The organism is Pseudomonas sp. MPC6, from assembly GCF_006094435.1.
Taxonomy (GTDB): domain Bacteria; phylum Pseudomonadota; class Gammaproteobacteria; order Pseudomonadales; family Pseudomonadaceae; genus Aquipseudomonas.
The window spans coordinates 5,103,071-5,125,735 of record NZ_CP034783.1; the positions used below are offsets into that span (position 1 = coordinate 5,103,071).

At 61.3% G+C, this 22,665-nt stretch carries 21 protein-coding genes and 2 pseudogenes; 13 read left to right on the forward strand and 10 right to left on the reverse strand.

The features are described 5' to 3' along the window. Window positions 1-27: 27 nt before the first annotated feature. Window positions 28-396, reverse strand: coding sequence for a hypothetical protein (locus ELQ88_RS25515; protein ID WP_138968540.1), 369 nt, complete (start codon window positions 394-396; stop codon window positions 28-30). 224 nt (window positions 397-620) lie between these two features. Here ELQ88_RS25515 and ELQ88_RS25520 point away from each other — a divergent pair, with 224 nt between their 5' ends. After that, window positions 621-1,919 carry a serine/threonine protein kinase gene (locus ELQ88_RS25520; protein ID WP_138968542.1) on the forward strand — a complete coding sequence of 433 codons (1,299 nt, stop codon included), beginning with the start codon at window positions 621-623 and terminating at the stop codon, window positions 1,917-1,919. Beyond that, complete coding sequence (locus tag ELQ88_RS25525; RefSeq protein ID WP_138968544.1) at window positions 1,912-2,700, forward strand: VacJ family lipoprotein; 789 nt, start codon at window positions 1,912-1,914, stop codon at window positions 2,698-2,700. The genes ELQ88_RS25520 and ELQ88_RS25525 overlap by 8 nt, the downstream gene beginning before the upstream one ends. Before the next feature lie 189 nt (window positions 2,701-2,889). On the opposite strand, the gene ELQ88_RS25530 is transcribed toward ELQ88_RS25525, so the two are convergent. Further along, entirely contained in the window at window positions 2,890-3,804 is a 915-nt protein-coding gene (locus ELQ88_RS25530; protein ID WP_128870189.1) for a DUF808 domain-containing protein, read from the reverse strand. 134 nt (window positions 3,805-3,938) lie between these two features. Between ELQ88_RS25530 and ELQ88_RS25535 the strand changes: the two genes are divergently transcribed. Beyond that, window positions 3,939-4,547: a TetR/AcrR family transcriptional regulator gene (locus ELQ88_RS25535; RefSeq protein WP_128870190.1), complete on the forward strand. Its 609-nt coding sequence runs from the start codon at window positions 3,939-3,941 to the stop codon at window positions 4,545-4,547. A gap of 128 nt (window positions 4,548-4,675) precedes the next feature. Here the strand turns inward: ELQ88_RS25535 and ELQ88_RS25540 are convergent, their stop codons facing one another. Continuing rightward, window positions 4,676-5,134: a transposase gene (locus ELQ88_RS25540; RefSeq protein ID WP_128869378.1), complete on the reverse strand. Its 459-nt coding sequence runs from the start codon at window positions 5,132-5,134 to the stop codon at window positions 4,676-4,678. A gap of 231 nt (window positions 5,135-5,365) precedes the next feature. Beyond that, the gene (locus ELQ88_RS25545) at window positions 5,366-5,806 is read right to left on the reverse strand and encodes a heme-binding protein (RefSeq protein ID WP_138968546.1); all 441 of its coding nucleotides are present in this window, start codon (window positions 5,804-5,806) and stop codon (window positions 5,366-5,368) included. Window positions 5,807-6,071: 265 nt separating this feature from the next. Between ELQ88_RS25545 and gcl the strand changes: the two genes are divergently transcribed. The 10 genes and pseudogenes from gcl to ELQ88_RS35070 all read left to right on the forward strand — a co-directional run. Beyond that, window positions 6,072-7,847, forward strand: a complete 1,776-nt coding sequence (gene gcl / locus ELQ88_RS25550) for a glyoxylate carboligase (protein ID WP_138968548.1) — start codon at window positions 6,072-6,074, stop codon at window positions 7,845-7,847. A gap of 135 nt (window positions 7,848-7,982) precedes the next feature. Continuing rightward, window positions 7,983-8,765 (forward strand): hydroxypyruvate isomerase, encoded by a 783-nt coding sequence (gene hyi, locus ELQ88_RS25555; RefSeq protein ID WP_128869375.1) that lies wholly within the window; start codon window positions 7,983-7,985, stop codon window positions 8,763-8,765. Between the two features lie 153 nt (window positions 8,766-8,918). After that, window positions 8,919-9,809 carry a 2-hydroxy-3-oxopropionate reductase gene (locus ELQ88_RS25560; RefSeq protein ID WP_128869374.1) on the forward strand — a complete coding sequence of 297 codons (891 nt, stop codon included), beginning with the start codon at window positions 8,919-8,921 and terminating at the stop codon, window positions 9,807-9,809. A 158-nt stretch (window positions 9,810-9,967) separates the two neighbouring features. Next, complete coding sequence (locus ELQ88_RS25570; RefSeq protein WP_138968550.1) at window positions 9,968-11,248, forward strand: glycerate kinase; 1,281 nt, start codon at window positions 9,968-9,970, stop codon at window positions 11,246-11,248. Then, window positions 11,238-12,653 (forward strand): pyruvate kinase, encoded by a 1,416-nt coding sequence (pyk, locus tag ELQ88_RS25575; RefSeq protein WP_128869725.1) that lies wholly within the window; start codon window positions 11,238-11,240, stop codon window positions 12,651-12,653. The genes ELQ88_RS25570 and pyk overlap by 11 nt, the downstream gene beginning before the upstream one ends. 130 nt (window positions 12,654-12,783) lie before the next feature. Continuing rightward, window positions 12,784-13,699 (forward strand): annotated as a pseudogene (locus ELQ88_RS25580) (urea transporter). Between the two features lie 21 nt (window positions 13,700-13,720). Next, window positions 13,721-14,545, forward strand: coding sequence for an ion transporter (locus tag ELQ88_RS25585; RefSeq protein ID WP_128869723.1), 825 nt, complete (start codon window positions 13,721-13,723; stop codon window positions 14,543-14,545). 213 nt (window positions 14,546-14,758) lie between these two features. Next, window positions 14,759-15,757: a sulfate ABC transporter substrate-binding protein gene (locus ELQ88_RS25590; protein ID WP_064680773.1), complete on the forward strand. Its 999-nt coding sequence runs from the start codon at window positions 14,759-14,761 to the stop codon at window positions 15,755-15,757. Between the two features lie 378 nt (window positions 15,758-16,135). Beyond that, window positions 16,136-17,341, forward strand: a complete 1,206-nt coding sequence (locus ELQ88_RS25595) for an MFS transporter (RefSeq protein WP_138968554.1) — start codon at window positions 16,136-16,138, stop codon at window positions 17,339-17,341. 86 nt (window positions 17,342-17,427) lie between these two features. Next, a pseudogene (locus tag ELQ88_RS35070) lies at window positions 17,428-17,523 on the forward strand (DNA-binding protein); the annotation flags it as partial. A 273-nt stretch (window positions 17,524-17,796) separates the two neighbouring features. Here the strand turns inward: ELQ88_RS35070 and phnP are convergent. Genes phnP through ELQ88_RS25630 form a run of 6 tightly spaced genes read right to left on the reverse strand, consistent with a single transcriptional unit; the run spans window position 17,797 to window position 22,662 of the window. Continuing rightward, on the reverse strand, window positions 17,797-18,546 hold the full coding sequence (phnP, locus tag ELQ88_RS25605) for a phosphonate metabolism protein PhnP (protein WP_138968556.1): 750 nt from the start codon (window positions 18,544-18,546) through the stop codon (window positions 17,797-17,799). Then, entirely contained in the window at window positions 18,537-19,106 is a 570-nt protein-coding gene (gene phnN, locus ELQ88_RS25610) for a phosphonate metabolism protein/1,5-bisphosphokinase (PRPP-forming) PhnN (RefSeq protein ID WP_128869720.1), read from the reverse strand. Before phnN ends, phnP begins: the two co-directional genes overlap by 10 nt. Beyond that, window positions 19,106-20,251, reverse strand: coding sequence for an alpha-D-ribose 1-methylphosphonate 5-triphosphate diphosphatase (locus ELQ88_RS25615; RefSeq protein WP_138968558.1), 1,146 nt, complete (start codon window positions 20,249-20,251; stop codon window positions 19,106-19,108). The genes phnN and ELQ88_RS25615 overlap by 1 nt, the downstream gene beginning before the upstream one ends. Then, a complete protein-coding gene (phnL, locus tag ELQ88_RS25620; protein WP_138968560.1) occupies window positions 20,241-20,960 on the reverse strand; it encodes a phosphonate C-P lyase system protein PhnL in 720 nt (239 codons plus the stop codon). Before phnL ends, ELQ88_RS25615 begins: the two co-directional genes overlap by 11 nt. A gap of 29 nt (window positions 20,961-20,989) precedes the next feature. Further along, window positions 20,990-21,799, reverse strand: coding sequence for a phosphonate C-P lyase system protein PhnK (gene phnK / locus ELQ88_RS25625; RefSeq protein ID WP_128869717.1), 810 nt, complete (start codon window positions 21,797-21,799; stop codon window positions 20,990-20,992). After that, window positions 21,796-22,662, reverse strand: coding sequence for an alpha-D-ribose 1-methylphosphonate 5-phosphate C-P-lyase PhnJ (locus tag ELQ88_RS25630; protein WP_168187304.1), 867 nt, complete (start codon window positions 22,660-22,662; stop codon window positions 21,796-21,798). The genes phnK and ELQ88_RS25630 overlap by 4 nt, the downstream gene beginning before the upstream one ends. Window positions 22,663-22,665 lie beyond the last annotated feature (3 nt).

Here is a 22,665-nt window from a genome sequence, read left to right on the forward strand (position 1 = left end):
AGCGGGCTTGCTCGCGAAGACTGTCTATCAAACGCTAGAGGAAGCCCTGACCAGACGCAACGCCGCAATCACCACCGCAAAAACAGCCAGCGTTGTGTTGTACAACGCCAACGCCGGCAAGCCGAACACCAACGCCAACACCGCCAACCACCACCCTGCCCGGCCTGGCAGTACAAAACCGATCACCGCGGCCGCCACTGCAGCCCAACCCAATACCCTGAAATGAATCATCAGCCCCAGGTTCGAACGGACCTGGCATTCCCAGCGGCTCGCTTCGTCCACACAGATGCCGACCCATTGAGCATCCTCCATGAAGCCATAACGCGCGCCATAACTGGCGGCCAGCCATAATGGCAGCAAAACAAGCAGCAAAATCACGGGCAGACGGCGGGACATGAAACACTCCAATACGCGAAAACGGCGGCCAGCTTAATCCCCCGGCAGCGGTTAGCAAGCGCGTGACACAGATAATTGGTCACGAAACAGCCGCAAAGTGTATCGTCCAGCTACCATTACTCCGAAATTAGGCCTGATTGGTGTCGATCCATGGCACTTTGGCGCAAAACCCGTGGTCATAGCCTGCGAACTTCATTCGGCACCTTCCTCTAAGGGATCTAGTCATGCTCCGTTCCTTGCGCTTCGCCGCCCTGTTTGGCGGCATTATTTTGAGTGCGTCCGCACTGGCGGTCGATATCGACGCCGCCAGTTATGGCTATCCCTTGACCAACCCGTTCGAGGCGACCATTGCCACGACGCCACCGGACCTGCGCCCGGAGCTGCCGCTTGACGATGACATCAACCAGTCAACCCGCAGCGTCACATTGCGCCCGGAGCGCGAGTTCCAGTTGCCGGACAACTTCTGGCCGGTGAAGAAACTCACTTACCGCATTGCCACCCAGGATAAAGCCGCGCCGCTGATCTTCCTGATCGCCGGTACCGGCGCGCGTTATGACAGTACCCTCAACGAATACCTGAAGAAGCTCTACTACAAGGCCGGCTACCACGTGGTGCAATTGTCGTCGCCCACCAGCTTCGACTTCATGAGCGCGGCCTCACGCTTTGCCACGCCCGGCATCACCAAGGAAGACGCCGAAGACATGTACCGGGTGATGCAGGCCGTGCGGGCGCAAAACCCCAAGGTCGCCGTCACCGACTACTACCTGACCGGCTACAGCCTGGGCGCACTGGATGCAGCATTCGTCGCCCACCTTGACGAAACCCGTCGCAGCTTCAACTTCAAGAAAGTCCTGCTGCTCAACCCGCCGGTCAACCTCTACACCTCGATCACCAATCTGGACAAGCTGGTCCAGACCGAGGTCAAGGGCATCAACAACTCCACCACCTTCTATGAACTGGTGCTGAACAAACTGACCCGCTACTTCCAGCAAAAGGGCTACATCGACCTCAACGATGCGCTGCTCTACGACTTCCAGCAGTCCAAGCAGCACCTGAGCAACGAACAGATGGCCATGCTGATCGGCACCTCGTTCCGCTTCTCGGCGGCCGATATCGCCTTTACTTCGGACCTGATCAACCGTCGCGGCCTGATCACGCCGCCGAAATACCCGATCACCGAAGGCACCACCCTCACGCCGTTCCTCAAGCGTGCGCTGCAATGCGACTTCGATTGCTACATCACCGAGCAGGTCATCCCGATGTGGCGCGCCCGCACCGACGGCGGCAGCCTGCTGCAACTGATCGACCAGGTCAGCTTGTATGCGCTCAAGGATTACCTGCGCGACAGCCCGAAAATCGCCGTCATGCACAACGCCGACGACGTGATCCTCGGCCCTGGCGACCTGGGTTTCCTGCGCAAGACCTTCGGCGATCGCTTGACTGTTTATCCACTGGGCGGCCACTGCGGCAACCTTAATTACCGCGTCAACAGCGACGCCATGCTGGAGTTTTTCCGTGGCTAAATACCCCCTGCTTATCGCCGCGTTACTCTGTGCAAGCGTCGCCAATGCCGACAACAGCAAAGCCAACGCCCCGGTATTGATCGACAGTGACGGTTTCAAGGAGCCGCTGAGCAAACTCAAATTCAACCCGGGGCTGGATCAGCGCGAGTTCGAGCGCTCGACGCTCAACGCGCTGAACGTCTACGACCCGCTGGAAGAGTGGAACCGCCGCGTCTACCACTTCAACTACCGCTTCGACCAATGGGTGTTTCTGCCGGTGGTGGACGGTTATCGCTACATCACCCCGAGCTTCCTGCGCACCGGCGTCAGCAATTTCTTCAACAACCTCGGTGACGTGCCGAACCTGATGAACAGCCTGCTGCAGTTCAAGGGCAAGCGCTCGATGGAAACCACCGCGCGCCTGCTGCTCAACACCACCGTCGGCATCGCCGGCCTGTGGGACCCGGCCACGGCCATGGGCTTGCCGCGCCAGAACGAAGACTTCGGTCAGACCCTGGGTTTCTATGGTGTACCGGGTGGCGCCTACTTCGTGTTGCCGATCCTCGGCCCTTCGAACATCCGCGACACCGGGGGCCTGGCCGTCGATTTCACCGCCGAGAACGCGATCAACTTCCTGAACGTCGCGGAAGTCAGCGCCAACCATCCCGAGGTCTGGCTCCTGCGCAGCGTCGACAAGCGATATCAGACCGGCTTTCGCTATGGCCAGCTGAATACGCCGTTCGAGTACGAGAAGGTGCGTTACGTGTACACCGAATCGCGCAAGCTGCAGATCGCCGAGTAAGTCCATCGGCCACAAAAAAGGCCATTCGATGCGAATCGAATGGCCTTTTTATTGGGTAACCCACAGCCGCCTGTAGGAGCTGGCTTGTCGGATCACCGCACCGCAGCGAAGGCAATACTCGCCACACCGAAGATAGTTGTCGCCAAATCGGGCCTCTTCGCTGGCAAGCCAGCTCCTACAGGTTTGGCGCTAGCCTTTGACTGAGCGCCAGATTTTGCTCGCGGCCATGACGCCGGCCAACACCACCGCACCCGCCACGATCCCCGCCACCGCATTCAACAACGTCGGCACGATAAACCCGGCACCGCCCGCCCCCGCGCTGACACTTTCAATCCAGTGATGAACCACCGGCACGCCGTGAGTCAGGATCCCGCCGCCTACCAGGAACATTGCCGCCGTGCCGATCACCGACAGGCTTTTCATCATGTACGGTGCTGCACGCAGAATCCCGCCACCGATGCTTTTGGCCATCTGCCCGGGTTTCTGGGTCAGCCATAACCCGAGGTCGTCGAGTTTGACGATGCCGGCCACCAGGCCATAAACACCGATGGTCATGACGATGGCGATACCCGACAGCACGATGACCTGCTGGGTCAGAGGCGCATCGGCCACAGTCCCGAGGGTGATGGCGATGATTTCCGCCGAAAGGATGAAGTCGGTGCGAATCGCGCCCTTGATCTTGTCCTTCTCGAACGCCACCAGGTCGACTGCCGGATCGGCCACGGCTTCAACCAACTCCGCATGTTCGGCCTGATCCTCGGCCTTGCTGTGCAGGAATTTATGGGCGAGTTTCTCGAAACCTTCGAAACACAGGTAGGCGCCGCCGACCATCAACAACGGCGTGACCAGCCACGGAATGAACGCACTGATCGCCAGGGCGGACGGCACCAGGATCAGCTTGTTGATGAACGAGCCCTTGGCTACCGCCCATACCACCGGGATTTCCCGCTCGGCGCGTACGCCGCTGACCTGCTGGGCGTTGAGCGCCAGATCGTCACCGAGTACGCCGGCCGTCTTCTTCGCTGCCATTTTGGTCATCAACGCCACATCGTCGAGTACCGCGGCGATGTCGTCGATCAGCAACAGCAAACTGCTTCCTGCCATGAATCAGGCTTCCTTCTTGAATGAATGCTGCGCAGCATAGCGCGGCTCAACCGGCTGCGGGGCATTCTTGAGCGCCGCGCGAGGCCGGTGCTACCATGCGCAACCGCCAGTACAGGCAAGGAACCACCGGGTTTATGAGCACTATCCGCGAGCGCAACAAAGAACTGATCCTGCGTGCCGCCAGTGAAGAATTTGCCGACAAGGGCTTCGCTGCGACCAAAACCAGTGACATCGCAGCCAAGGCGGGATTGCCCAAACCCAACGTCTACTACTACTTCAAATCCAAGGAAAACCTCTACCGCGAGGTCCTGGAAAGCATCATCGAGCCGATCCTGCAGGCTTCGACGCCGTTCAATGCCGACGGCGTGCCCAGTGAAGTGCTGAGCGGCTACATCCGTTCGAAAATCCGCATCTCCCGCGACCTGCCCTTCGCCTCCAAGGTGTTTGCCAGCGAAATCATGCACGGCGCCCCGCACCTGAGTCCCGACCTGGTCGACCAGCTCAACGGCCAGGCCAAGCACAACATCGACTGCATCCAGACCTGGATCGACCGCGGCCAGATCGCCCCCATCGACCCCAACCACCTGATGTTCAGCATCTGGGCCGCGACCCAGACGTATGCCGACTTTGACTGGCAGATCACGGCCATCACCGGCAAGGCCAAGCTGGATGAAGAGGATTACGAAGCGGCGGCGCAGACGATTATCCGGTTGGTGTTGAAGGGGTGTGAGCCGGACCGTTAGACCGCAGTGCGTCCATTCGCGAGCAAGCCCGCTCCCACAGTGGTTTGGTGGTGTTCACATATTTTGTGTTCACCACGAACCAGTGTGGGAGCGGGCTTGCTCGCGAAAGGGACAACTCGGTCTTGAGACTAAACCCAAATGGCATCCCACAACGGATAGTCGCCAAGCTTCTCAACCAGCCTCGCCCGCAATGGATTGGCGACAACATACCGGGCCAGCTTCACCAAATCCTCCTCTCGCCGCAAAGCATGATCATGAAAACTCTGCTGCCAAAGACTACCTGCCCTGCCAGTCGCAGCATTGATTGATCGGGTACTCAACGATTTAGTTGAGCACATCAATTGGCCCAATGACCCTTTTTGCAACTGGATCAACCAGTGAAAATGATCGGGCATGATCACAAAGGCCAAGGAGTCGGCAAACCCTTGATCATGAGCTTGTTTGAATTGGTGTACGACTTTCCTGCCCAAGGTGTAATCCCTGAAGATAGGCTCCCGCTTGAGGGTATTGGCTGTCAGAAGGTAGATGCGGTTTTGCTCGGCATAGCGGCCGATACGCAGGCGGTGTGATGATGAAAGTTCAGGCATTCCCTTGCCTCTCTCATGGATGAATTCATGAGAAGGCTAGCTCAGTAAACTGAAAGCTGAGGGACAGACTTTTGGCCGGATGTGTCTGGGAGATTGCCTTCGCGAGCAAGCCCGCTCCCACAGGGGATTGGTGGTGTTCACATATTTTGTGTTCACCACGAACCAGTGTGGGAGCGGCGGTGCGACGATTCGACTTGCTCGCGAAAGCGCTAGATCAAACTACAAAAGATGTCAGGCACTCACCCCCGCATCCGCCCGCAACCCCAGCGCCTCGATCGCACTGATCGCACACTGCTCATCAACATCCGACAGATCCCCGCTGATCCCCACCGCCCCCAGCACATTCCCTTCCTGATCCCGAATCAGCACCCCGCCCGGCGCCGGCACGACACTGCCCTGCCCCAAGCTGTTCAAGGCCGCGATAAATGCCGGGCGTTGTTGGGCGTCCAGCGCCAGCAGGCGTGAGCCCTTGCCCAGCGCAATGGCGCCCCAGGCTTTGCCGATGGCGATCTGCGGGCGCAGCAGGCTGGCGCCGTCCTCGCGCTGCAGGGAGACCAGGTGCCCGCCGGCATCCAGCACGGCGATGGTCAATGGGGCCGCGGCGATTGCACGCCCCGCGGCGATGGCCTGGCTGGTCAGGTTGACTGCGACTTTCAAGGTTAAAGCGCTCATGGTGCTGTCCTCATTTTGTTATAGGGAAAGCCGTTGGACTGCTTTTGTGCAGAAGTCCGCTGCCACAAATAGAACACAATGAGTTATTTTTTTGTATACAATAATTCACGAAAATCGCTACATGCGACGAAAAGCCACAGCAGATCAGGCTTCCGACAAATGGAACAGACGCTTGATAAAATGGATTGACCTGCGTCGCCCGCCGTGAATACACTCTGCACAAAGCCACTTGTATACAATTATAAAACGTAAGAGGCACAAAACCATGAGCAAAATGAGAGCAATCGAAGCCGCCGTTCTGGTGATGCGCCGTGAAGGGGTTGATACCGCTTTTGGCATCCCCGGCGCCGCAATCAACCCGCTGTACTCCGCCTTGCAGAAGGTCGGTGGCATCGATCACGTCCTCGCTCGCCACGTTGAAGGCGCCTCGCACATGGCCGAGGGCTTCACCCGCACCAAGGCCGGCAACATCGGCGTGTGCATCGGTACTTCCGGCCCTGCCGGGACCGACATGGTCACCGGGCTCTACAGCGCCTCGGCCGACTCGATCCCGATCCTGTGCATCACCGGGCAAGCACCCCGCGCCCGTATGCACAAGGAAGACTTCCAGGCGGTCGACATCACCGCCATCGTCAAGCCAGTGACCAAGTGGGCAACCACCGTCATGGAACCGGGCCAGGTGCCCTATGCGTTCCAGAAAGCCTTCTACGAAATGCGCTCCGGCCGTCCAGGTCCAGTCCTGATCGACCTGCCGTTCGACGTGCAGATGGCTGAAATCGAATTCGACATCGACGCCTACGAACCGCTGCCGCTGGCCAAACCCACCGCGAACCGCGTGCAGATCGAGAAGGCCCTGGCCATGCTCGATCAGGCCGAGCGCCCGTTGCTGGTCGCCGGTGGCGGCATCATCAATGCCGACGCCAGCGAGTTGCTGGTGGAGTTCGCCGAGCTGACCGGTATCCCGGTCATTCCTACCCTGATGGGCTGGGGCACGATCCCGGACGATCACCCGCTGATGGTCGGCATGGTCGGCCTGCAAACCTCGCACCGCTACGGCAACGCGACAATGCTCAAATCCGACCTGGTATTGGGCGTCGGCAACCGCTGGGCCAACCGTCACACCGGTTCGATCGACGTGTACACCGAAGGCCGCAAGTTCATCCACGTCGACATCGAGCCGACGCAAATCGGCCGCGTGTTCAACCCGGACCTGGGCATCGTGTCCGACGCCGCGGCCGCGTTGACCGTATTCATCGAAGTCGCTCGTGAATGGCAAGCCGCCGGCAAGCTGAAAAACCGCAGCGCCTGGCTGCAGGATTGCCAGCAGCGCAAGGCCACCCTCCAGCGCAAGACTCACTTCGACAACGTGCCGGTCAAGCCGCAGCGCGTCTATGAAGAGATGAACCAGGTGTTCGGCAAAGACACCTGCTACGTCAGCACCATCGGTCTGTCGCAGATTGCCGGCGCGCAGTTCCTGCACGTCTACAAGCCGCGCCACTGGATCAATTGCGGTCAGGCAGGCCCTCTGGGCTGGACCATTCCGGCGGCGCTGGGCGTGGTCAAGGCCGACCCGACCCGCAAGGTCGTGGCCCTGTCGGGCGACTACGACTTCCAGTTCATGATCGAAGAACTGGCGGTGGGCGCGCAGTTCAAGCTGCCGTACATCCACGTGGTGGTCAACAATTCGTACCTGGGACTGATCCGTCAGGCCCAGCGCGGTTTCGACATGGATTACTGCGTGCAGTTGTCCTTCGATAACCTGAACGCTCCGGAACTCAACGGTTACGGAGTCGACCACGTCGCGGTGGCCGAAGGCCTCGGCTGCAAGGCGCTGCGAGTGTTCGAACCGGCCCAGATCCAGCCTGCCCTGCGCAGGGCCCAGGAACTGATCGAAGAGTTCAAGGTACCGGTGATCGTCGAGATTATTCTGGAGCGCGTGACCAACATTTCCATGGGCACCGAGATCAACGCCGTCAACGAATTCGAAGACCTGGCACTGGTCGGCAACGATGCGCCAACGGCGATTTCGATGCTGGACTAACAGCTGATCACTCCCCTGTAGGAGCCGGCTTGCCGGCGAAAGCGGTGTGTCAATCGACATGAATGTGTCTGATACCCCTTCGCCAGCAAGCCGGCTCCTACAAGGGGGGACCTCACACATTCAAGGGAAACCACCATGCCGCGTTTCGCAGCCAACCTGTCCATGCTGTTCACCGAACAGGATTTTCTTGCCCGTTTCGAGGCGGCCGCCAAGGCCGGCTTCAGTGGCGTCGAATACCTGTTTCCTTACGACTTCAGCTCCGCCGAGATCAAGGCCAGGCTCGACGCCAACGGCCTGACCCAGGTGCTGTTCAACCTGCCGGCCGGTGACTGGGCCAAGGGTGAGCGCGGTATCGCCTGCCTGCCGGACCGGGTCGAAGAGTTCCGCGCCGGGGTCAAGCTGGCGATCGCCTACGCCAAAGTGCTGGGCAATACCCAGGTCAACTGCCTGGCGGGTATCCGTCCACAAGGCGTCGACGATGCCACCGTGGAAAAAACCTTCGTCGCCAACCTCAAGTACGCGGCCGACACGCTGCAAGCGGCGGGCATCAAACTGGTGATGGAAGCGATCAACACCCGCGACATTCCCGGTTTCTACCTGAACAACACGGCGCAAGCCCTGTCGATTCGCGAGCAGGTCGGCAGCGCCAATCTGTACCTGCAATACGACATCTACCACATGCAAATCATGGAGGGCGACCTGGCCCGCACCATGGCCGCGCACCTGGGCGAGATCAACCACATCCAGTTGGCCGACAACCCGGGGCGCAACGAACCGGGCACCGGTGAAATCAACTACCGCTTCCTGTTCGAACACCTGGACCGCATCGGTTACCAGGGTTGGGTTGGCTGTGAATACAAGCCGCTGACCACCACTGAAGCGGGTCTGGGCTGGCTGAAAACCCATAACGCAATCTGACACAGATCCCTGTAGGAGCTGGCTTGCCAGCGAAGGCAATGTCACTGCCAATAAAGAGGCTGGATGTGATGGCCTCTTCGCCGGCAAGCCGGCTCCTACAAAAGCAGTGCTCCCCTATTTGCTTGAGCAAGAAAAAAACAAGAGGAATTTCTCATGGCTAAAATCGGATTTATCGGCACCGGCATCATGGGCCACCCAATGGCGTTGAACCTGCAGAAAGCCGGGCACAGCCTGTTCCTGTCGGCGCACCACGACGCCGCCCCGGCCGACCTGATCGCCGCTGGCGCGGTCGCCCTGGCCAACCCGAAAGAAGTCGCCCAGGAAGCCGAATTCATCATCATCATGGTGCCGGATACTCCACAGGTCGACGACGTGCTGTTCCGCGCCGACGGCGTTGCGGCCGGTGTCGGCAAAGGCAAGGTGGTGATCGACATGAGCTCGATCTCGCCGACTGCCACCAAGGCGTTCGCGGCCAAAATCAACGAAAAAGGCGCGCAGTACCTCGACGCGCCAGTGTCCGGCGGTGAAGTCGGCGCCAAGGCCGGGACCCTGAGCATCATGGTCGGCGGCGATGCCGATGCCTTCGAACGCGTGTTGCCGCTGTTCCAGGCCATGGGCAAGAACATCACCCTGGTCGGTGGCAACGGCGACGGTCAGACCGCGAAAGTGGCGAACCAGATCATCGTCGCGTTGAATATCCAGGCCGTGGCCGAAGCCCTGCTTTTCGCCTCGAAGAACGGTGCCGATCCAGCCAAGGTGCGTGAAGCCCTGATGGGCGGTTTCGCTTCGTCGAAGATCCTCGAAGTCCACGGCGAGCGCATGATCAAAGGCACCTTCGACCCGGGCTTCCGCATCAGCCTGCACCAGAAGGACCTCAACCTGGCCCTGGCCGGCGCGCGTGAACTGGGGATCAACCTGCCGAACACCGCCAACACCCAACAAGTGTTCAGCACCTGCGCGGCCATCGGTGGCAGCAACTGGGACCACTCGGCGCTGATCAAGGGCCTGGAACACATGGCGAATTTCTCTATTCGCGATAAATAAGCGAGCCCTGCACAAAACCCCTGTGGGAGCGGGCTTGCTCGCGAAGACGGCTTCACATTCAACAAAAATGTTGACTGACACACCGCTTTCGCGAGCAAGCCCGCTCCCACAGAGGAACCGAGTTGCCCTCCACATAACAAGAATTCCGGGAGCCCGCCATGTCGGTCGATCCGCAACAATTGCTGCGCGAGCTGTTTGCCACAGCCATCGACGCCGCCCATCCAGAGCAAGTCCTCGAAGCCCATTTGCCCACTGACCGCAGCGGTCGGGTGATCGTCATCGGCGCCGGCAAAGCCGCGGCGGCCATGGCCCGGGTGGTCGAGCGTTGCTGGCAGGGTGAAGTCAGCGGTCTGGTGGTGACCCGTTACGGCCACGGCGCCCCGTGCGAAAAAATCGAAGTGGTCGAAGCCGCGCATCCGGTGCCTGATGCGGCCGGCCTGGCCGTCGCCAAACGCGTGCTGGAACTGGTCAGCAACCTGACTGAAGAAGACCGGGTGATCTTCCTGCTCTCCGGCGGCGGCTCGGCATTGCTGGCGCTGCCCGCGGCCGGTATCACCCTGGCCGACAAGCAATCGATCAACAAAGCCCTGCTCAAATCCGGCGCCACCATTGGCGAGATGAACTGCGTGCGCAAGCACCTCTCGGCGATCAAGGGTGGCCGTCTAGGCAAAGCCTGCTGGCCTGCCACTGTTTATACCTACGCCATTTCCGATGTACCGGGCGACCTCGCCACGGTCATCGCGTCCGGCCCGACCGTGGCCGACCCGAGCACCTCCAGCGAAGCGTTGGCGATCCTCAAGCGCTACGGCATTGAAGTGCCTGCCTCCGTGCGCAACTGGCTGCAAAGCCCGGAATCGGAAACGGTCAAACCCGGCGATCCGAGCCTGGCGCGCAGTCATTTCCAATTGATCGCCCGCCCCCAGCAATCGCTTGAGGCCGCGGCGGTGAAAGCCCGTCAGGCCGGTTTCAGTCCGCTGATCCTCGGTGACCTGGAAGGCGAATCCAGGGAAGTGGCCAAGATTCACGCCGGCATCGCCCGTCAGATCGTGCGCCATGGCCAGCCGTTGGCGGCCCCCTGCGTGATCCTCTCTGGCGGTGAAACCACCGTCACGGTGCGCGGTAACGGCCGTGGCGGACGCAACGCCGAGTTCCTGCTGAGCCTGACCGACAGCCTCAAAGGCCTGCCCGGCGTCTACGCCCTGGCCGGTGACACCGATGGCATCGACGGCTCCGAAGACAACGCCGGCGCGCTCATGACCCCGGACAGCTACGCCCGCGCCGCCTCTCTCGGCCTGAGCGCCAGCGACGAGTTGGACAACAACAATGGCTACGGCTATTTCGCGGCGCTGGACGCCCTGATCGTCACCGAACCAACCCGCACCAACGTCAATGACTTCCGCGCCATCCTGATTCTCGAGAGCACAAACAATGACGCCTGACAAAAAAGTCAAAATCCTCGCCACCCTCGGTCCGGCCACGCACGGGATCGATGACATCCGTGAGCTGGTGCAGGCCGGGGTCAACATCTTCCGCTTGAATTTCAGCCACGGCGATCATGCCGACCACGCCCAGCGCTACCAGTGGATTCGTGAAGTCGAGCGCCAGCTGAATTATCCGCTGGGCATTCTGATGGACCTGCAGGGTCCGAAACTGCGGGTCGGCAAGTTCGCCGACGGCAAGGTGCAACTGCATCGCGGTCAGGCACTGCGTCTGGACCTGGACCCGACGCCGGGGGATCAGCGGCGGGTCAATTTGCCCCACCCGGAAATCATCGCTGCGCTGGAACCGGGCATGGACCTGTTGCTCGATGACGGCAAGCTGCGGCTGCGCGTGGTCAGCAAATACGCCGAGGCCATCGACACCACCGTGCTCAATGGCGGCGAACTGTCGGACCGCAAAGGCGTCAACGTACCGCAAGCGGTGCTCGAGCTGAGCCCGCTGACCGCCAAGGATCGTCGCGACCTGAGCTTCGGCCTGGAACTGGGTGTGGACTGGGTGGCGCTGTCGTTCGTACAGCGTGCGGAAGACATTCGCGAAGCCCGCGAACTGATCGGCGACAAAGCGTTTTTGATGGCCAAGATCGAGAAGCCGTCGGCGGTGGCGCAACTGCGGGAAATCGCCGAGCTGAGCGACGCGATCATGGTCGCCCGCGGTGACCTGGGCGTGGAAGTGCCGGCCGAAAGCGTGCCGCAGATTCAGAAAAACATCATTGGCATCTGCCGCGAGCTGGGCAAACCGGTGGTGGTGGCGACACAGATGCTGGAGTCGATGCGCTTCTCTCCCGCGCCCACCCGTGCCGAAGTGACCGACGTCGCCAACGCCGTGGCCGAAGGCGCGGACGCGGTGATGCTGTCGGCGGAAACCGCGTCCGGCGAGTACCCGCTGGAAGCGGTGCAGATGATGAGCAAGATCATCCGCCAGGTGGAAAACGGCCCGGACTATCAGGCGCAACTCGACGTCAGCCGGCCGAAGGCCGAGGCCACTGTGTCCGACGCCATCAGCTGTGCGATCCGGCGCATCAGCAATGTGCTGCCGGTGGCGGTGCTGGTGAATTACAGCGAGTCGGGTACGTCGAGTTTGCGTGCGGCACGGGAACGGCCGACGGTGCCGATCCTCAACCTCACGCCGAACCTGCAGACCGCGCGCCGGTTGACGGTGGCGTGGGGCGTGCACTCGGTGGTCAATGACCGGTTGCGGCAGGTGGACGAGGTGTGCTCGACAGCGCTGGAGATTGCGCAGGCGCAGGGCATGGCTCAGCGCGGGGATACGTTATTGATCACGGCGGGAGTGCCGTTCGGGCAGCCGGGGTCGACTAACTCGCTGCGCATCGAGACGTTGATTTAGCATCTGCACCGGCCCCTTCGCGGGCAAGCCCGCTCCCACATTTAATCTTTGATCGACACAAGACTAATGTGGGAGCGGGCTTGCTCGCGAAGCAGGCGACACGGTTTAACTGAAACCCACAGACCCCATCATGCCAGCCCACCACTTCAACACCCACTGCCCCGACTGGGCCACCGCCCTGCTCAACGGCTTCAGCCAGATTTTCCTCCAGCGTCACCCGCTGTGCGGCCTGCTGTGCCTGTTGGCCATTCTTTTCACCGCGCCCTCCCTGCTCGGCGGTGCGCTGCTGGGTGGCGTCGCCGGACTGTTCACCGCCCAACGTCGCGGCTACGCCAAGGCCGATCGCCAGGCCGGGCTATTCTGCTACAACGGTATTTTGCTCGGCATGCTGCTGTGCCTGTGTTACCCCTGGTCCGCGATGTTGCCGCCGCTGATCATCGCCGCCGGTGGCCTGTGTGCGATGCTGACTCAACAATGGCTTAAACGCACCCGCGATCAACATTCCCTGCCCGCCTACACTCTCCCCTATGTCGGGTTGAGCTGGTGGCTGCTCTCGTTTGCCACGCCGCGACATCCGGCGCCGCTGCTCGAAATGAATACCCTCAACCTGCTCGCCGCCTCATTGAAGGGCTTCGGTCAAGTGGTGTTCCTGGGGCATCCGTTGGCCGGTGCACTGATTGCGGCGGGTCTGCTGATCGCCGATCGCCGGGCCTTTCTCTGGGGGCTGCTCGGCTCGATGGCCGGCCTCGGATTCGCGCTGTTACATCACGATACTTCAAGCGCGCTGCAGGGGTTGAGCGGCTACAACCCGGCGCTCGCCGCCCTCGCCTTGAGTCAGGTTCGCCGCCACCCCTGGCTGCCGCTGCTGGGCATTGTCCTGGCAATACTGCTCACACCCGGCTTCGCCGCACTCGGCCTGGCCACTTTGACCGCGCCGTTCATCCTCGCCTGTTGGCTGATCCAGGCGAGCATTCGTGTGCCGCGCCAAGCCCCCCTTGGACAGCGCGCCTTGCGCAACCACCGGGAATCACCCTAGGCTTCGCTGATTCCCGGTTCAGGCGTTTTCCATGGACAGCAGCAAAAACTGGCGTGAAGAGCTTTACGTCATGATTTTCCAGAGCGAGACCAAGGCCGGACGGCGCTTTGACGGCATTCTGCTGTTGATCATCCTCGCCAGCCTGGTGATCGTGATGCTCGACAGCATCGACACGGTCCACCAGAACTACGCCAATGTGCTGGCGTATATCGAGTGGGGCTTCACCATCATCTTCGTCATCGAATACGGTCTTCGCCTGTATTGCTCGCCCAAGCCGTTGCGCTATGCATTCAGCTTCTACGGGCTGGTGGATCTGCTGGCCATCGTGCCCGGCATCCTGGCGTTGTATTACAGCGACGCGCAGTACTTGCTGATTATCCGGATCATCCGGATGCTGCGAATTTTCCGCGTGCTCAAGCTCAGCCCTTATCTGAAGCAAGCCAACTACCTGATGTCGGCGCTGCGCGGCAGCAAACAGAAGATCGTGGTGTTTCTGGTCAGTGTCTGCACGCTGGTCACGGTGTTCGGCACGCTGATGTACGTGATCGAAGGCCCGGAACACGGCTTCACCAGCATTCCCAAAGGCATCTATTGGGCTATCGTGACGCTGACCACCGTGGGCTTCGGCGACATCGTGCCCAGGACGCCATTGGGTCAGGTGATTTCGTCATTGGTGATGATCACCGGCTATTCGATCATCGCGGTGCCGACCGGGATTTTCACCGCCGAACTGGCGAACGCGATGCGCGGTGAACAGCAGCAGACCGATTGTCCGGTGTGCAAGAAAAACACCCACGAACAAGGGGCGGCATTCTGCTCGCGCTGCGGCAACGCATTGTTTAAGAAACTGGAATAAGCAAAGCACTTTTTAATCTTTAAAGGACTATGCGTGTCCGGCTATAGTCGCTGGCAAAACGGTGGCAACACCTCTCGATGACTGACAACAAACCCTGTAGGAGCCGGCTTGCCGGCGAAGGTCTCTAACGATAACGCCTGTTTGCTGAAGGAACGCGGCGCCCTTTAGACCTTCGCCGGCAAGCCGGCTCCTACAAAAAACAAGGAATGCGCAGTGAAAAAACTCTTTGGCGCCTCACTTCTGGCCGCTGGCTTGGCCCTGACCAGCGTGGCGCAAGCCGCACCGACCCTGCTTAACGTGTCCTACGACGTGATGCGAGATTTCTACAAGGACTACAACACTGCGTTCCAGAAACACTGGAAAGCCGAGCACAACGAAAACATCACCCTGCAGATGTCTTTCGGTGGCTCCAGCAAACAGGCGCGTTCGGTGATCGACGGCCTGCCAGCCGACGTCATTACCATGAACATGGCCACCGACATCAATGCCCTGGCGGACAACGGCAAACTGATCCCGGACAACTGGGTCACTCGCCTGCCGAACAACAGCGCGCCTTTCACCTCGGCCACCGTGTTCATCGTGCGTAAAGGCAACCCGAAAGCCCTGAAAGACTGGCCGGACCTGCTCAAGGATGGCGTGCAAGTGATTGTGCCGAACCCGAAAACCTCGGGTAACGGCCGCTACACCTACCTCTCGGCCTGGGGTTATGTGCTGAAGAATGGCGGTGACGAAACCAAAGCCAAGGACTTCGTCGGCAAGCTGTTCAAACAAGCGCCGGTGCTGGACACCGGGGGCCGCGCAGCCACCACCACCTTCATGACCAACCAGCTTGGCGACGTGCTGGTGACCTTCGAAAACGAAGCGGAAATGATCGCTCGCGAGTTTGGCCGCGATCAGTTCGAAGTCATCTACCCAAGCGTCTCCGCCGAAGCCGAGCCACCGGTCTCCGTGGTCGACAAAGTGGTCGAGAAGAAAGGCACCCGCGCTGCGGCCGAGGAATATCTGAAGTACCTGTGGTCGCCGGAAGGCCAGGAGATCGCCGCGGCGAACTACCTGCGTCCACGTGATCCGGCGGTATTGGCGAAGTACACCGACCGCTTCCCGAAAGTGGACTTCCTGTCGGTGGAGAAAACCTTTGGTGACTGGCGCACCGTGCAGAAGACCCACTTCAATGATGGCGGGGTGTTTGATCAGATTTACAGCGGTCAGTAAGCGCTGAGCCCAACGAAAAAGGCGACCTGCAGAGGTCGCCTTTTTTGTGGGTTTTCTGCGGTCACAGAATCCTCGTACGACATTATTCCTGTGGAATCGCCGCACCGCCGCTCCCACAGGGATTTGGACGCGCCGTCACATTGGTGGTGCAACGCCGTCCTTGCCAGCCGAAATTGAGAACATAAGCACGCTATCGAACAAGATGTAAGTGAATGTATCATCAGACCTCGAATTTTTGACATAAGGTACTTCCGCAACCACGCCAACCAGGGACATTCATTGCGCACAGGCATGATGACTATCACTCCAATCCCTCTTCCACCGCTTTGGCCCGCCGCTTAGCCTGCGCACCTTCCCTACAGTTCAGCGAGACCCGTTATGAGCCCAGCCACCCAGTTGCCCCACGGTACCGCGACAATGACCCGAGGCATGGTCCTGCTGTTCGCCTTCTGCTGCGGCGCCATTGTGGCCAACCTCTACTACGCCCAGCCGATCATCGATCTGATCGCTCCGGACGTCGGCCTGAGCAGCTCCATGGCCAGTTTCATCGTTTCGCTGACCCAGATCGGTTACGCGTTGGGCATGCTGTTCCTGGTGCCGCTGGGTGACCTGCTCGAGAACCGCCGACTGATGATCATCACCAGTGTGGTGGCGATTGCCAGCCTCCTGGGCGCGGCGTTCACCGATCAGCCGAACGTGTTTTTGCTGATTTCACTGCTGGTGGGTTTCAGTTCGGTGTCGGTGCAGATCCTGATTCCGCTGGCCGCGCACCTGGCGCCGGAAGAGTCTCGCGGTCGGGTGGTCGGCGGGATCATGGGTGGTTTGCTGCTGGGGATTCTGCTGGCGCGTCCGGTGTCCAGCCTGGTGGCTGACCATTTCGGCTGGCGGGCGATGTTTGTGATTGCAGCGGTATTGATGGCCGCGATCAGCATCGTGTTGGCGGTGACCATTCCCAAGCGCCAGCCTGATCACAGCGCTACTTATGGCCAGTTGCTGGGTTCGCTCTGGACCCTGCTGCGTAAAGAACCGGTACTGCGTCAGCGCGCGCTGTATCAGGGCTGCATGTTCGCGACCTTCAGCCTGTTCTGGACCGCCGTGCCGCTGGAACTGGCGCGCAATCATGGCCTGTCGCAAACCCAGATCGCGATCTTCGCCCTGGTCGGGGCCATCGGCGCCATTGCCGCGCCCATCGCCGGTCGCCTGGCCGATGCCGGCCACACCCGCATCGCTTCGTTGCTGGCGCTGCTGTTCGCCAGCCTGAGCTTCCTGCCGGCCTTCATCCATCCGGTCTACAGCGTCATCGGCCTGGCGGTCACCGGTGTGGTTCTCGACTTTTGCGTGCAGATGAACATGGTGCTCGGTCAACGCGCGATTTACGCCCTCGACGCCAAAAGCCGCAGTCGGTTGAATGCGCTGTACATGACCAGCATCTTCATCGGTGGCGCGTTTGGTTCGTCGGTGGCCAGTGCGGTGTATGAGCATGGCGGCTGGTTGTGGATCGTGATCGTCGGCAGTGCGTTTCCGTTGCTGGCGTTGTTGCGGTTTTTGAGTGTTTCAGAGAAACGTTCGCTCGCTAGCGCGTGAACGTCAAAAAGCGTTGGTTTACGGCGGGTGATTGAAGCTCCCACCCAGCATGAGTCTTACCCTCATCGATTCCAATTACCTTACCCATGGAGCGTGAGGTGCAGGCTACTGTTGAAGGCCAGCGCACCTTGGCTGCCTTCCTCACGACTCAAATCGAAACTCAGCACATCCAGATTTTTGACCAACAGAACACTTTCAATCAGAAAGACTTCCCTCGTGAGGTACCAGGTCCTTTCGGTATCGAGGCTCAGCATCCTGACCAGTTCGTCGACAACCTCTTTGACCTGGACCCGGCAGCAGTGATAGCGGCGGCCCAACGCCAACGGAAGCAGTTGAAGATGCCACCGATAGACGTCAACACCTATCTCGATCTTCTTTTGCGTCAGGGCCTGGTTCAGTCGAGTAAAGCATTGACTCTCTATGCGGCCATTCTCTGACTGCTGCTCCCCAGGGCGCTAAACCTCACACCCATCGAATCCCACAGTGACATTCCCTGGCAATTGGCCCCGATGCTCCAGCAACCACGCATCCAGCGCATGGCCGACATGGGTCAACACCGCCAACTCCGGTTGCAGCGCTTCAATGCACCGCAACGCCAGGTTCAGGTCGTTGTGGTTACGCGGCGCCTGGGGCTGTGGCGGTATCGAGCAGTCGAGAACCAAGACATCAAGGGGCGCCTGTTGCAGCCAGGTGGTGGTGGCCGGCGGCAAGCCTACGGTGTCGGTCAGGTAGGCGATGCGCCGTCCCTCGCCTTCCAGCAGGTAGCCGAGAGTTGGCCTGGAGTGTTGCAGCGGTAACGCCGTGACGCTGAGTGCGCCAAACCGGCGGGTATCGAAGGCTGCGAACGGCTGACTGAAGTCGAGAATGCCGGGGTGTTTGTAGAGGTCGGCCAGGCCTTCCGGGTCCACCGGCCCATGCACCGGAATGACCAGCCCCTGGCCCCAGCGCAAATGCAGCAGGCCCTGGGCGTGATCGGCATGGTAGTGGGTCTGGAAAATGCCGTTGAAGCTGCGCGGCGGGAAGCGTTCGGTCAGGTCCGGCAGGCCGCTGTCGATCAACCAGCGCTGATCGCCACATTCGATCAAGGCGCTGCAGGGGCGACGCCTGCGGCGTTCGTCCTTGCGCGCCAGGTCACAGGCTGCGCAGTCGCAGCCGTAGACCGGCACCTGTCGCGCATCACCGGTGCCGAGCAAGGTCAGGCGCATTCGGATTGTCCGTCGACGCAGGCCAGCAAACGTTCGACCGTGTGCTTCAGCGGCCCGGAGTTGTCGAGCACATGCACTGCCGGATCGTGCCCGGCGAGCACGCGCTCGCTGAAGCGGGCATTGCGCGCCAGCCGCGCCTCGATCTCGGTGACCGACTCCCGCCCCCGTGCCAGCAGGCGCTGGCGCAAAACGGCTTGATCCACGGTCAGCAACAGCACGAGCAGGTTTGGATAACGCCGGCGCGTAGCTGGCAAATGGCCGCGGGAGCCATTGACCAGGACGTCCTGCCCCGCCGCCAGCCAGTCGTCGATTTCCCGCGGGATGCCATAGGCCAGGCCATTGGCGTGCCAGCTCAGGGCAAACGCGCCCTGCGCCTCCATGTCGGCGAACTGTTGCGCAGTGACACCTTGCGCCGCCTCCCCTACCGCTTCCGCCGAGCGGGTGATGACCCGCCGCACCATGCGACAGCCGCGATCGGCCAACGGCACCCGTGCCGCCTCCAGCAGGCTGTCCTTGCCTGAACCGGAAGGTCCGATGAGATAGATCAACCTGCCCGCCATCAAAACACCCTCTTCGCCTGTCGCCAGACTTGTTGTACGACCGGCAATCCGTCCTGGCTTCGGGCCTGCACCAGGTCCGCGCGCAAGCCCGGTGCCAGTTCGCCGCGATCGTTCAAACCTGCCGCCCTGGCCGGGGCCTGGGTGACCATGCGCACCGCCTGCGCCAGGTCGCAGTTATTGTCCTGGGCCGCCAGCAAAAACGCGGCCTGCAGCAGACTGGCCGGGTAGTAGTCACTGGACAGGATATCCAGCAGCCCCGCAGCCGCCAGGTCTGCCGCGGCGACGTTACCCGAGTGGGAACCGCCGCGCACGATGTTCGGTGCGCCCATCAACACCTTCATCCCCCGTTGTTGGCTGCCCTGCGCGGCCTCGACGGTGGTCGGGAACTCGGCGATGGTCATGCCGTAGCGCGCCGACTCTTCGACATGCGCCAGGGTCGCATCGTCATGGCTGGCCACCGAGAGGCCAAGCGCCAGGCAATGTTCCACAATCGCCGCGCGATAGCGGGTGCTGTACTGACGTGAGTTGGCCATCTGCAACTCGATGAATTCATCCATTTGCAGGGTCGTCAGGTGGTACTTGCCCATGTAGTACTCACGGTACTTGGATTCCTGCACAAACTGGCGCTGACCCGGCGAGTGGTCCATCACCGACACCAATTGCACCAGGGGATGTTGCACCAGGTCGCGGAACACACTCAGGGTGTCGGGGTGACACAGTTCGCATCGCAGGTGCAAACGGTGTTCGGCGCGGGTCAGCCCGGCGCGGGACGCGCTGGAGATCGCTTCGAGCATCGCCGGCAATTTCTGCATGCGATTGCCCTTGGGGTTCACATCGCCGATGGACACGGCGTCGAACACCGTGGTGATGCCGGCCGCGATGATCTGCGCATCGTGGCTGAGCACCGCCGAGGTCGACGGCCAGTCGACGCCGGGGCGCGGGGTCATGTGCCTTTCCAGGTTGTCGGTATGCAGCTCGACCAGCCCCGGCAACAGGAAATCGCCGCTCAGGTCCTGGGCCTGGGACAACCGGCTCGGGCCTTCGGCGATGTCGGCAATCATGCCGTCACGCAGCATCAGGGTGCCGAGGAACACCCGGTCAGCGGTGACCAGGCGGGCATTGCTGAGGATCTGTTCAACGGGCATCGGCGTATTCCTCATGGTTGACGGCGGCTGGGGTCATGTCGAGATGGCGATCGGCAACCGCTTCGCGGGCGGTGCGGTCGTGGAAGATGCCGATCAACGCGGCGCCTGCCGCCTTGGCCTCGTTCATCAGCTCCAGCACCACCTGGCGATTGGTGTCGTCCAGGGACGCGGTCGGTTCGTCGAGCAGCATCACCGGCCAGGCCACCATGAAGCCGCGGGCGATGTTGACCCGTTGCTGTTCGCCCCCGGAGAAGGTGCCGGGGGCCAATTGCCAAAGGCGTTGCGGGATATTCAAACGGCTGAGCAACAGCTCGGCGCGCGATTGCGCCCGGTGTGTTGACCAGCCGCGGGCCAACGCCGGTTCCATCACCACGTCCAGGCAGGCCACCCGTGGAATCACCCGCAGGAATTGACTGACATAGCCCAGGGTTCGCTGGCGCACCTGGAGAATGTCCCGCGGCTCGGCGCCCACCAGCTCCAGCCAGTCACCGTCGTGCTGCACGCGAATGCTGCCGCCGGCCGGCAGGTAATTGCCATACAGGGTGCGCAACAAGGTGCTTTTACCGGCGCCGGACTGGCCATGCAGCACCAGGCATTCACCGCCCGCCACGCTGAAATCCACCCCGCGCAGCACGTTCAGGACCACCCCGTGCTGTTGATGCAAAGTGAAGGTTTTCGAGAGGTCACGGACTTCGATCAAGGTATTCATCGCTCGATTTTCCACAGAGGGGCGGGGCTTCACGGCTGCAACACCGAGGACACCAGCAGTTGCGAGTAAGGGTGTTGCGGATCGTCGAGGATCTGGTCGGTCAGGCCGGTTTCCACCACCCGCGAGCGCCGCATCACCATCAGCCGGTCCGCCAGCAGACGCGCCACGGCCAGGTCGTGGGTGACGATGACCACCGCCAGGTCCAGTTCCCGCACCAACCCGCGCAGCAGGTCGAGCAAACGCGCCTGCACTGACACGTCGAGTCCGCCTGTCGGTTCGTCCATGAACACCAGGCGCGGGCTCGACACCAGGTTGCGGGCGATTTGCAGGCGCTGCTGCATGCCGCCGGAGAAAGTCCGGGGCAGGTCGTCGATGCGCAGCGGGTCGATTTCCACCTGGCTCAGCCAGTCGATCCCGGCGCCGCGCAATTGCTGGTAATTGCGCACGCCCTGGGCCATCAGGCGTTCACCGATGTTGGCACCGGCGGAAACGCCCATGCGCAAGCCGTCGCGCGGGTTCTGTTCGACAAAGCCCCATTCGGTGCGCAGCAACGTTCGGCGCTCGGCTTCGCTGGCGCTGTACAGATCGAGCCATTGCCCCTGTTTGTCGCGGTAGCCGATGCTGCCGCGCTGGGGCGGCAGGCGGCCGCTGAGCAACGAGAGCAAGGTCGACTTGCCCGAACCGGACTCGCCGACAATCCCCAGTACTTCGCCTGGGTACAAGTCGAAGCTGACGTCCTGACAGCCCTTCTCCAGGCCGTACAACAACGACAGTTCGCGTACCCGCAGCAAAGGCTCGGCGGTGACGGTGGACAGTGGGTTTTTCAGCGCCTGGTTCATTGGCCCTGCTCCTGCTGGCTGACGCGCTGGGCGCAGTAATAGGTGTCGGAACAGACGAAGCGCTGGGTCCCGGCGTCGTCGATGATCAGCTCATCGAGGAACGAATCATGGCTGGCGCAAATGGCACAGCACTGGTCCCACTTCTGCACTTCGAAGGGGTGATCCTCGAAGTCGAGACTGGTGACCCGGGTGTACGGCGGCACCGCGTACAAGCGTTTCTCCCGGCCGGCGCCGAACAACATCAGTGCCGGGCTCATGTCGAGCTTGGGGTTGTCGAATTTGGGGATTGGCGAGGGGTCCATCACGTAGCGTTCGTCGACCATCACCGGGTAGGCGTACGCGGTGGCGATGTGGCCGAAGGTGGCGATGTCCTCGTAGAGTTTGACGTGCATCACCCCGTAATCATTGAGCGCGTGCATGGTCCGGGTCTCGGTTTCCGAGGGTTCGATAAAGCGCAACGGCTCGGGGATCGGCACCTGGTAGACCATGATCTGCTCGGCGTGCAGCGGGGTTTCCGGGATGCGGTGGCGGGTCTGGATCACCGTGGCGTCCGGGGTGTTTTCAGTGGTGGCGACGCCAGCGGTGCGGGCGAAGAAGCGGCGGATCGACACCGCGTTGGTGGTGTCGTCCGCGCCCTGGTCGATAACCTTGAGCACGTCGTCGGCACCGAGAATGGCCGCGGTCAATTGCATGCCGCCGGTGCCCCAACCGTATGGCAGCGGCATCTCGCGCCCGCCGAACGGCACCTGGTAACCGGGGACGGCCACCGCCTTGAGCAAGGCGCGTCGGATCATGCGTTTGGTCTGCTCATCGAGGTAGGCGAAGTTGTACGCCGCATCGCGCACAGGCGCCCGGTCCTTCATCGG

Coding starts and splice junctions, on each gene's coding strand:
- ELQ88_RS25630 (WP_168187304.1), bottom strand. CDS start 22,662: ATGAAGGACCGGGCGCCTGTGCGCGATGCGGCGTACAACTTCGCCTAC.
- gcl (WP_138968548.1), top strand. CDS start 6,072: ATGAGCAAAATGAGAGCAATCGAAGCCGCCGTTCTGGTGATGCGCCGT.
- phnP (WP_138968556.1), bottom strand. CDS start 18,546: ATGCGCCTGACCTTGCTCGGCACCGGTGATGCGCGACAGGTGCCGGTC.
- pyk (WP_128869725.1), top strand. CDS start 11,238: ATGACGCCTGACAAAAAAGTCAAAATCCTCGCCACCCTCGGTCCGGCC.
- phnK (WP_128869717.1), bottom strand. CDS start 21,799: ATGAACCAGGCGCTGAAAAACCCACTGTCCACCGTCACCGCCGAGCCT.
- ELQ88_RS25595 (WP_138968554.1), top strand. CDS start 16,136: ATGAGCCCAGCCACCCAGTTGCCCCACGGTACCGCGACAATGACCCGA.
- ELQ88_RS25560 (WP_128869374.1), top strand. CDS start 8,919: ATGGCTAAAATCGGATTTATCGGCACCGGCATCATGGGCCACCCAATG.
- ELQ88_RS25535 (WP_128870190.1), top strand. CDS start 3,939: ATGAGCACTATCCGCGAGCGCAACAAAGAACTGATCCTGCGTGCCGCC.
- ELQ88_RS25530 (WP_128870189.1), bottom strand. CDS start 3,804: ATGGCAGGAAGCAGTTTGCTGTTGCTGATCGACGACATCGCCGCGGTA.
- ELQ88_RS25520 (WP_138968542.1), top strand. CDS start 621: ATGCTCCGTTCCTTGCGCTTCGCCGCCCTGTTTGGCGGCATTATTTTG.
- ELQ88_RS25515 (WP_138968540.1), bottom strand. CDS start 396: ATGTCCCGCCGTCTGCCCGTGATTTTGCTGCTTGTTTTGCTGCCATTA.
- ELQ88_RS25570 (WP_138968550.1), top strand. CDS start 9,968: ATGTCGGTCGATCCGCAACAATTGCTGCGCGAGCTGTTTGCCACAGCC.
- ELQ88_RS25615 (WP_138968558.1), bottom strand. CDS start 20,251: ATGCCCGTTGAACAGATCCTCAGCAATGCCCGCCTGGTCACCGCTGAC.
- hyi (WP_128869375.1), top strand. CDS start 7,983: ATGCCGCGTTTCGCAGCCAACCTGTCCATGCTGTTCACCGAACAGGAT.
- ELQ88_RS25540 (WP_128869378.1), bottom strand. CDS start 5,134: ATGCCTGAACTTTCATCATCACACCGCCTGCGTATCGGCCGCTATGCC.
- ELQ88_RS25545 (WP_138968546.1), bottom strand. CDS start 5,806: ATGAGCGCTTTAACCTTGAAAGTCGCAGTCAACCTGACCAGCCAGGCC.
- phnL (WP_138968560.1), bottom strand. CDS start 20,960: ATGAATACCTTGATCGAAGTCCGTGACCTCTCGAAAACCTTCACTTTG.
- ELQ88_RS25585 (WP_128869723.1), top strand. CDS start 13,721: ATGGACAGCAGCAAAAACTGGCGTGAAGAGCTTTACGTCATGATTTTC.
- phnN (WP_128869720.1), bottom strand. CDS start 19,106: ATGGCGGGCAGGTTGATCTATCTCATCGGACCTTCCGGTTCAGGCAAG.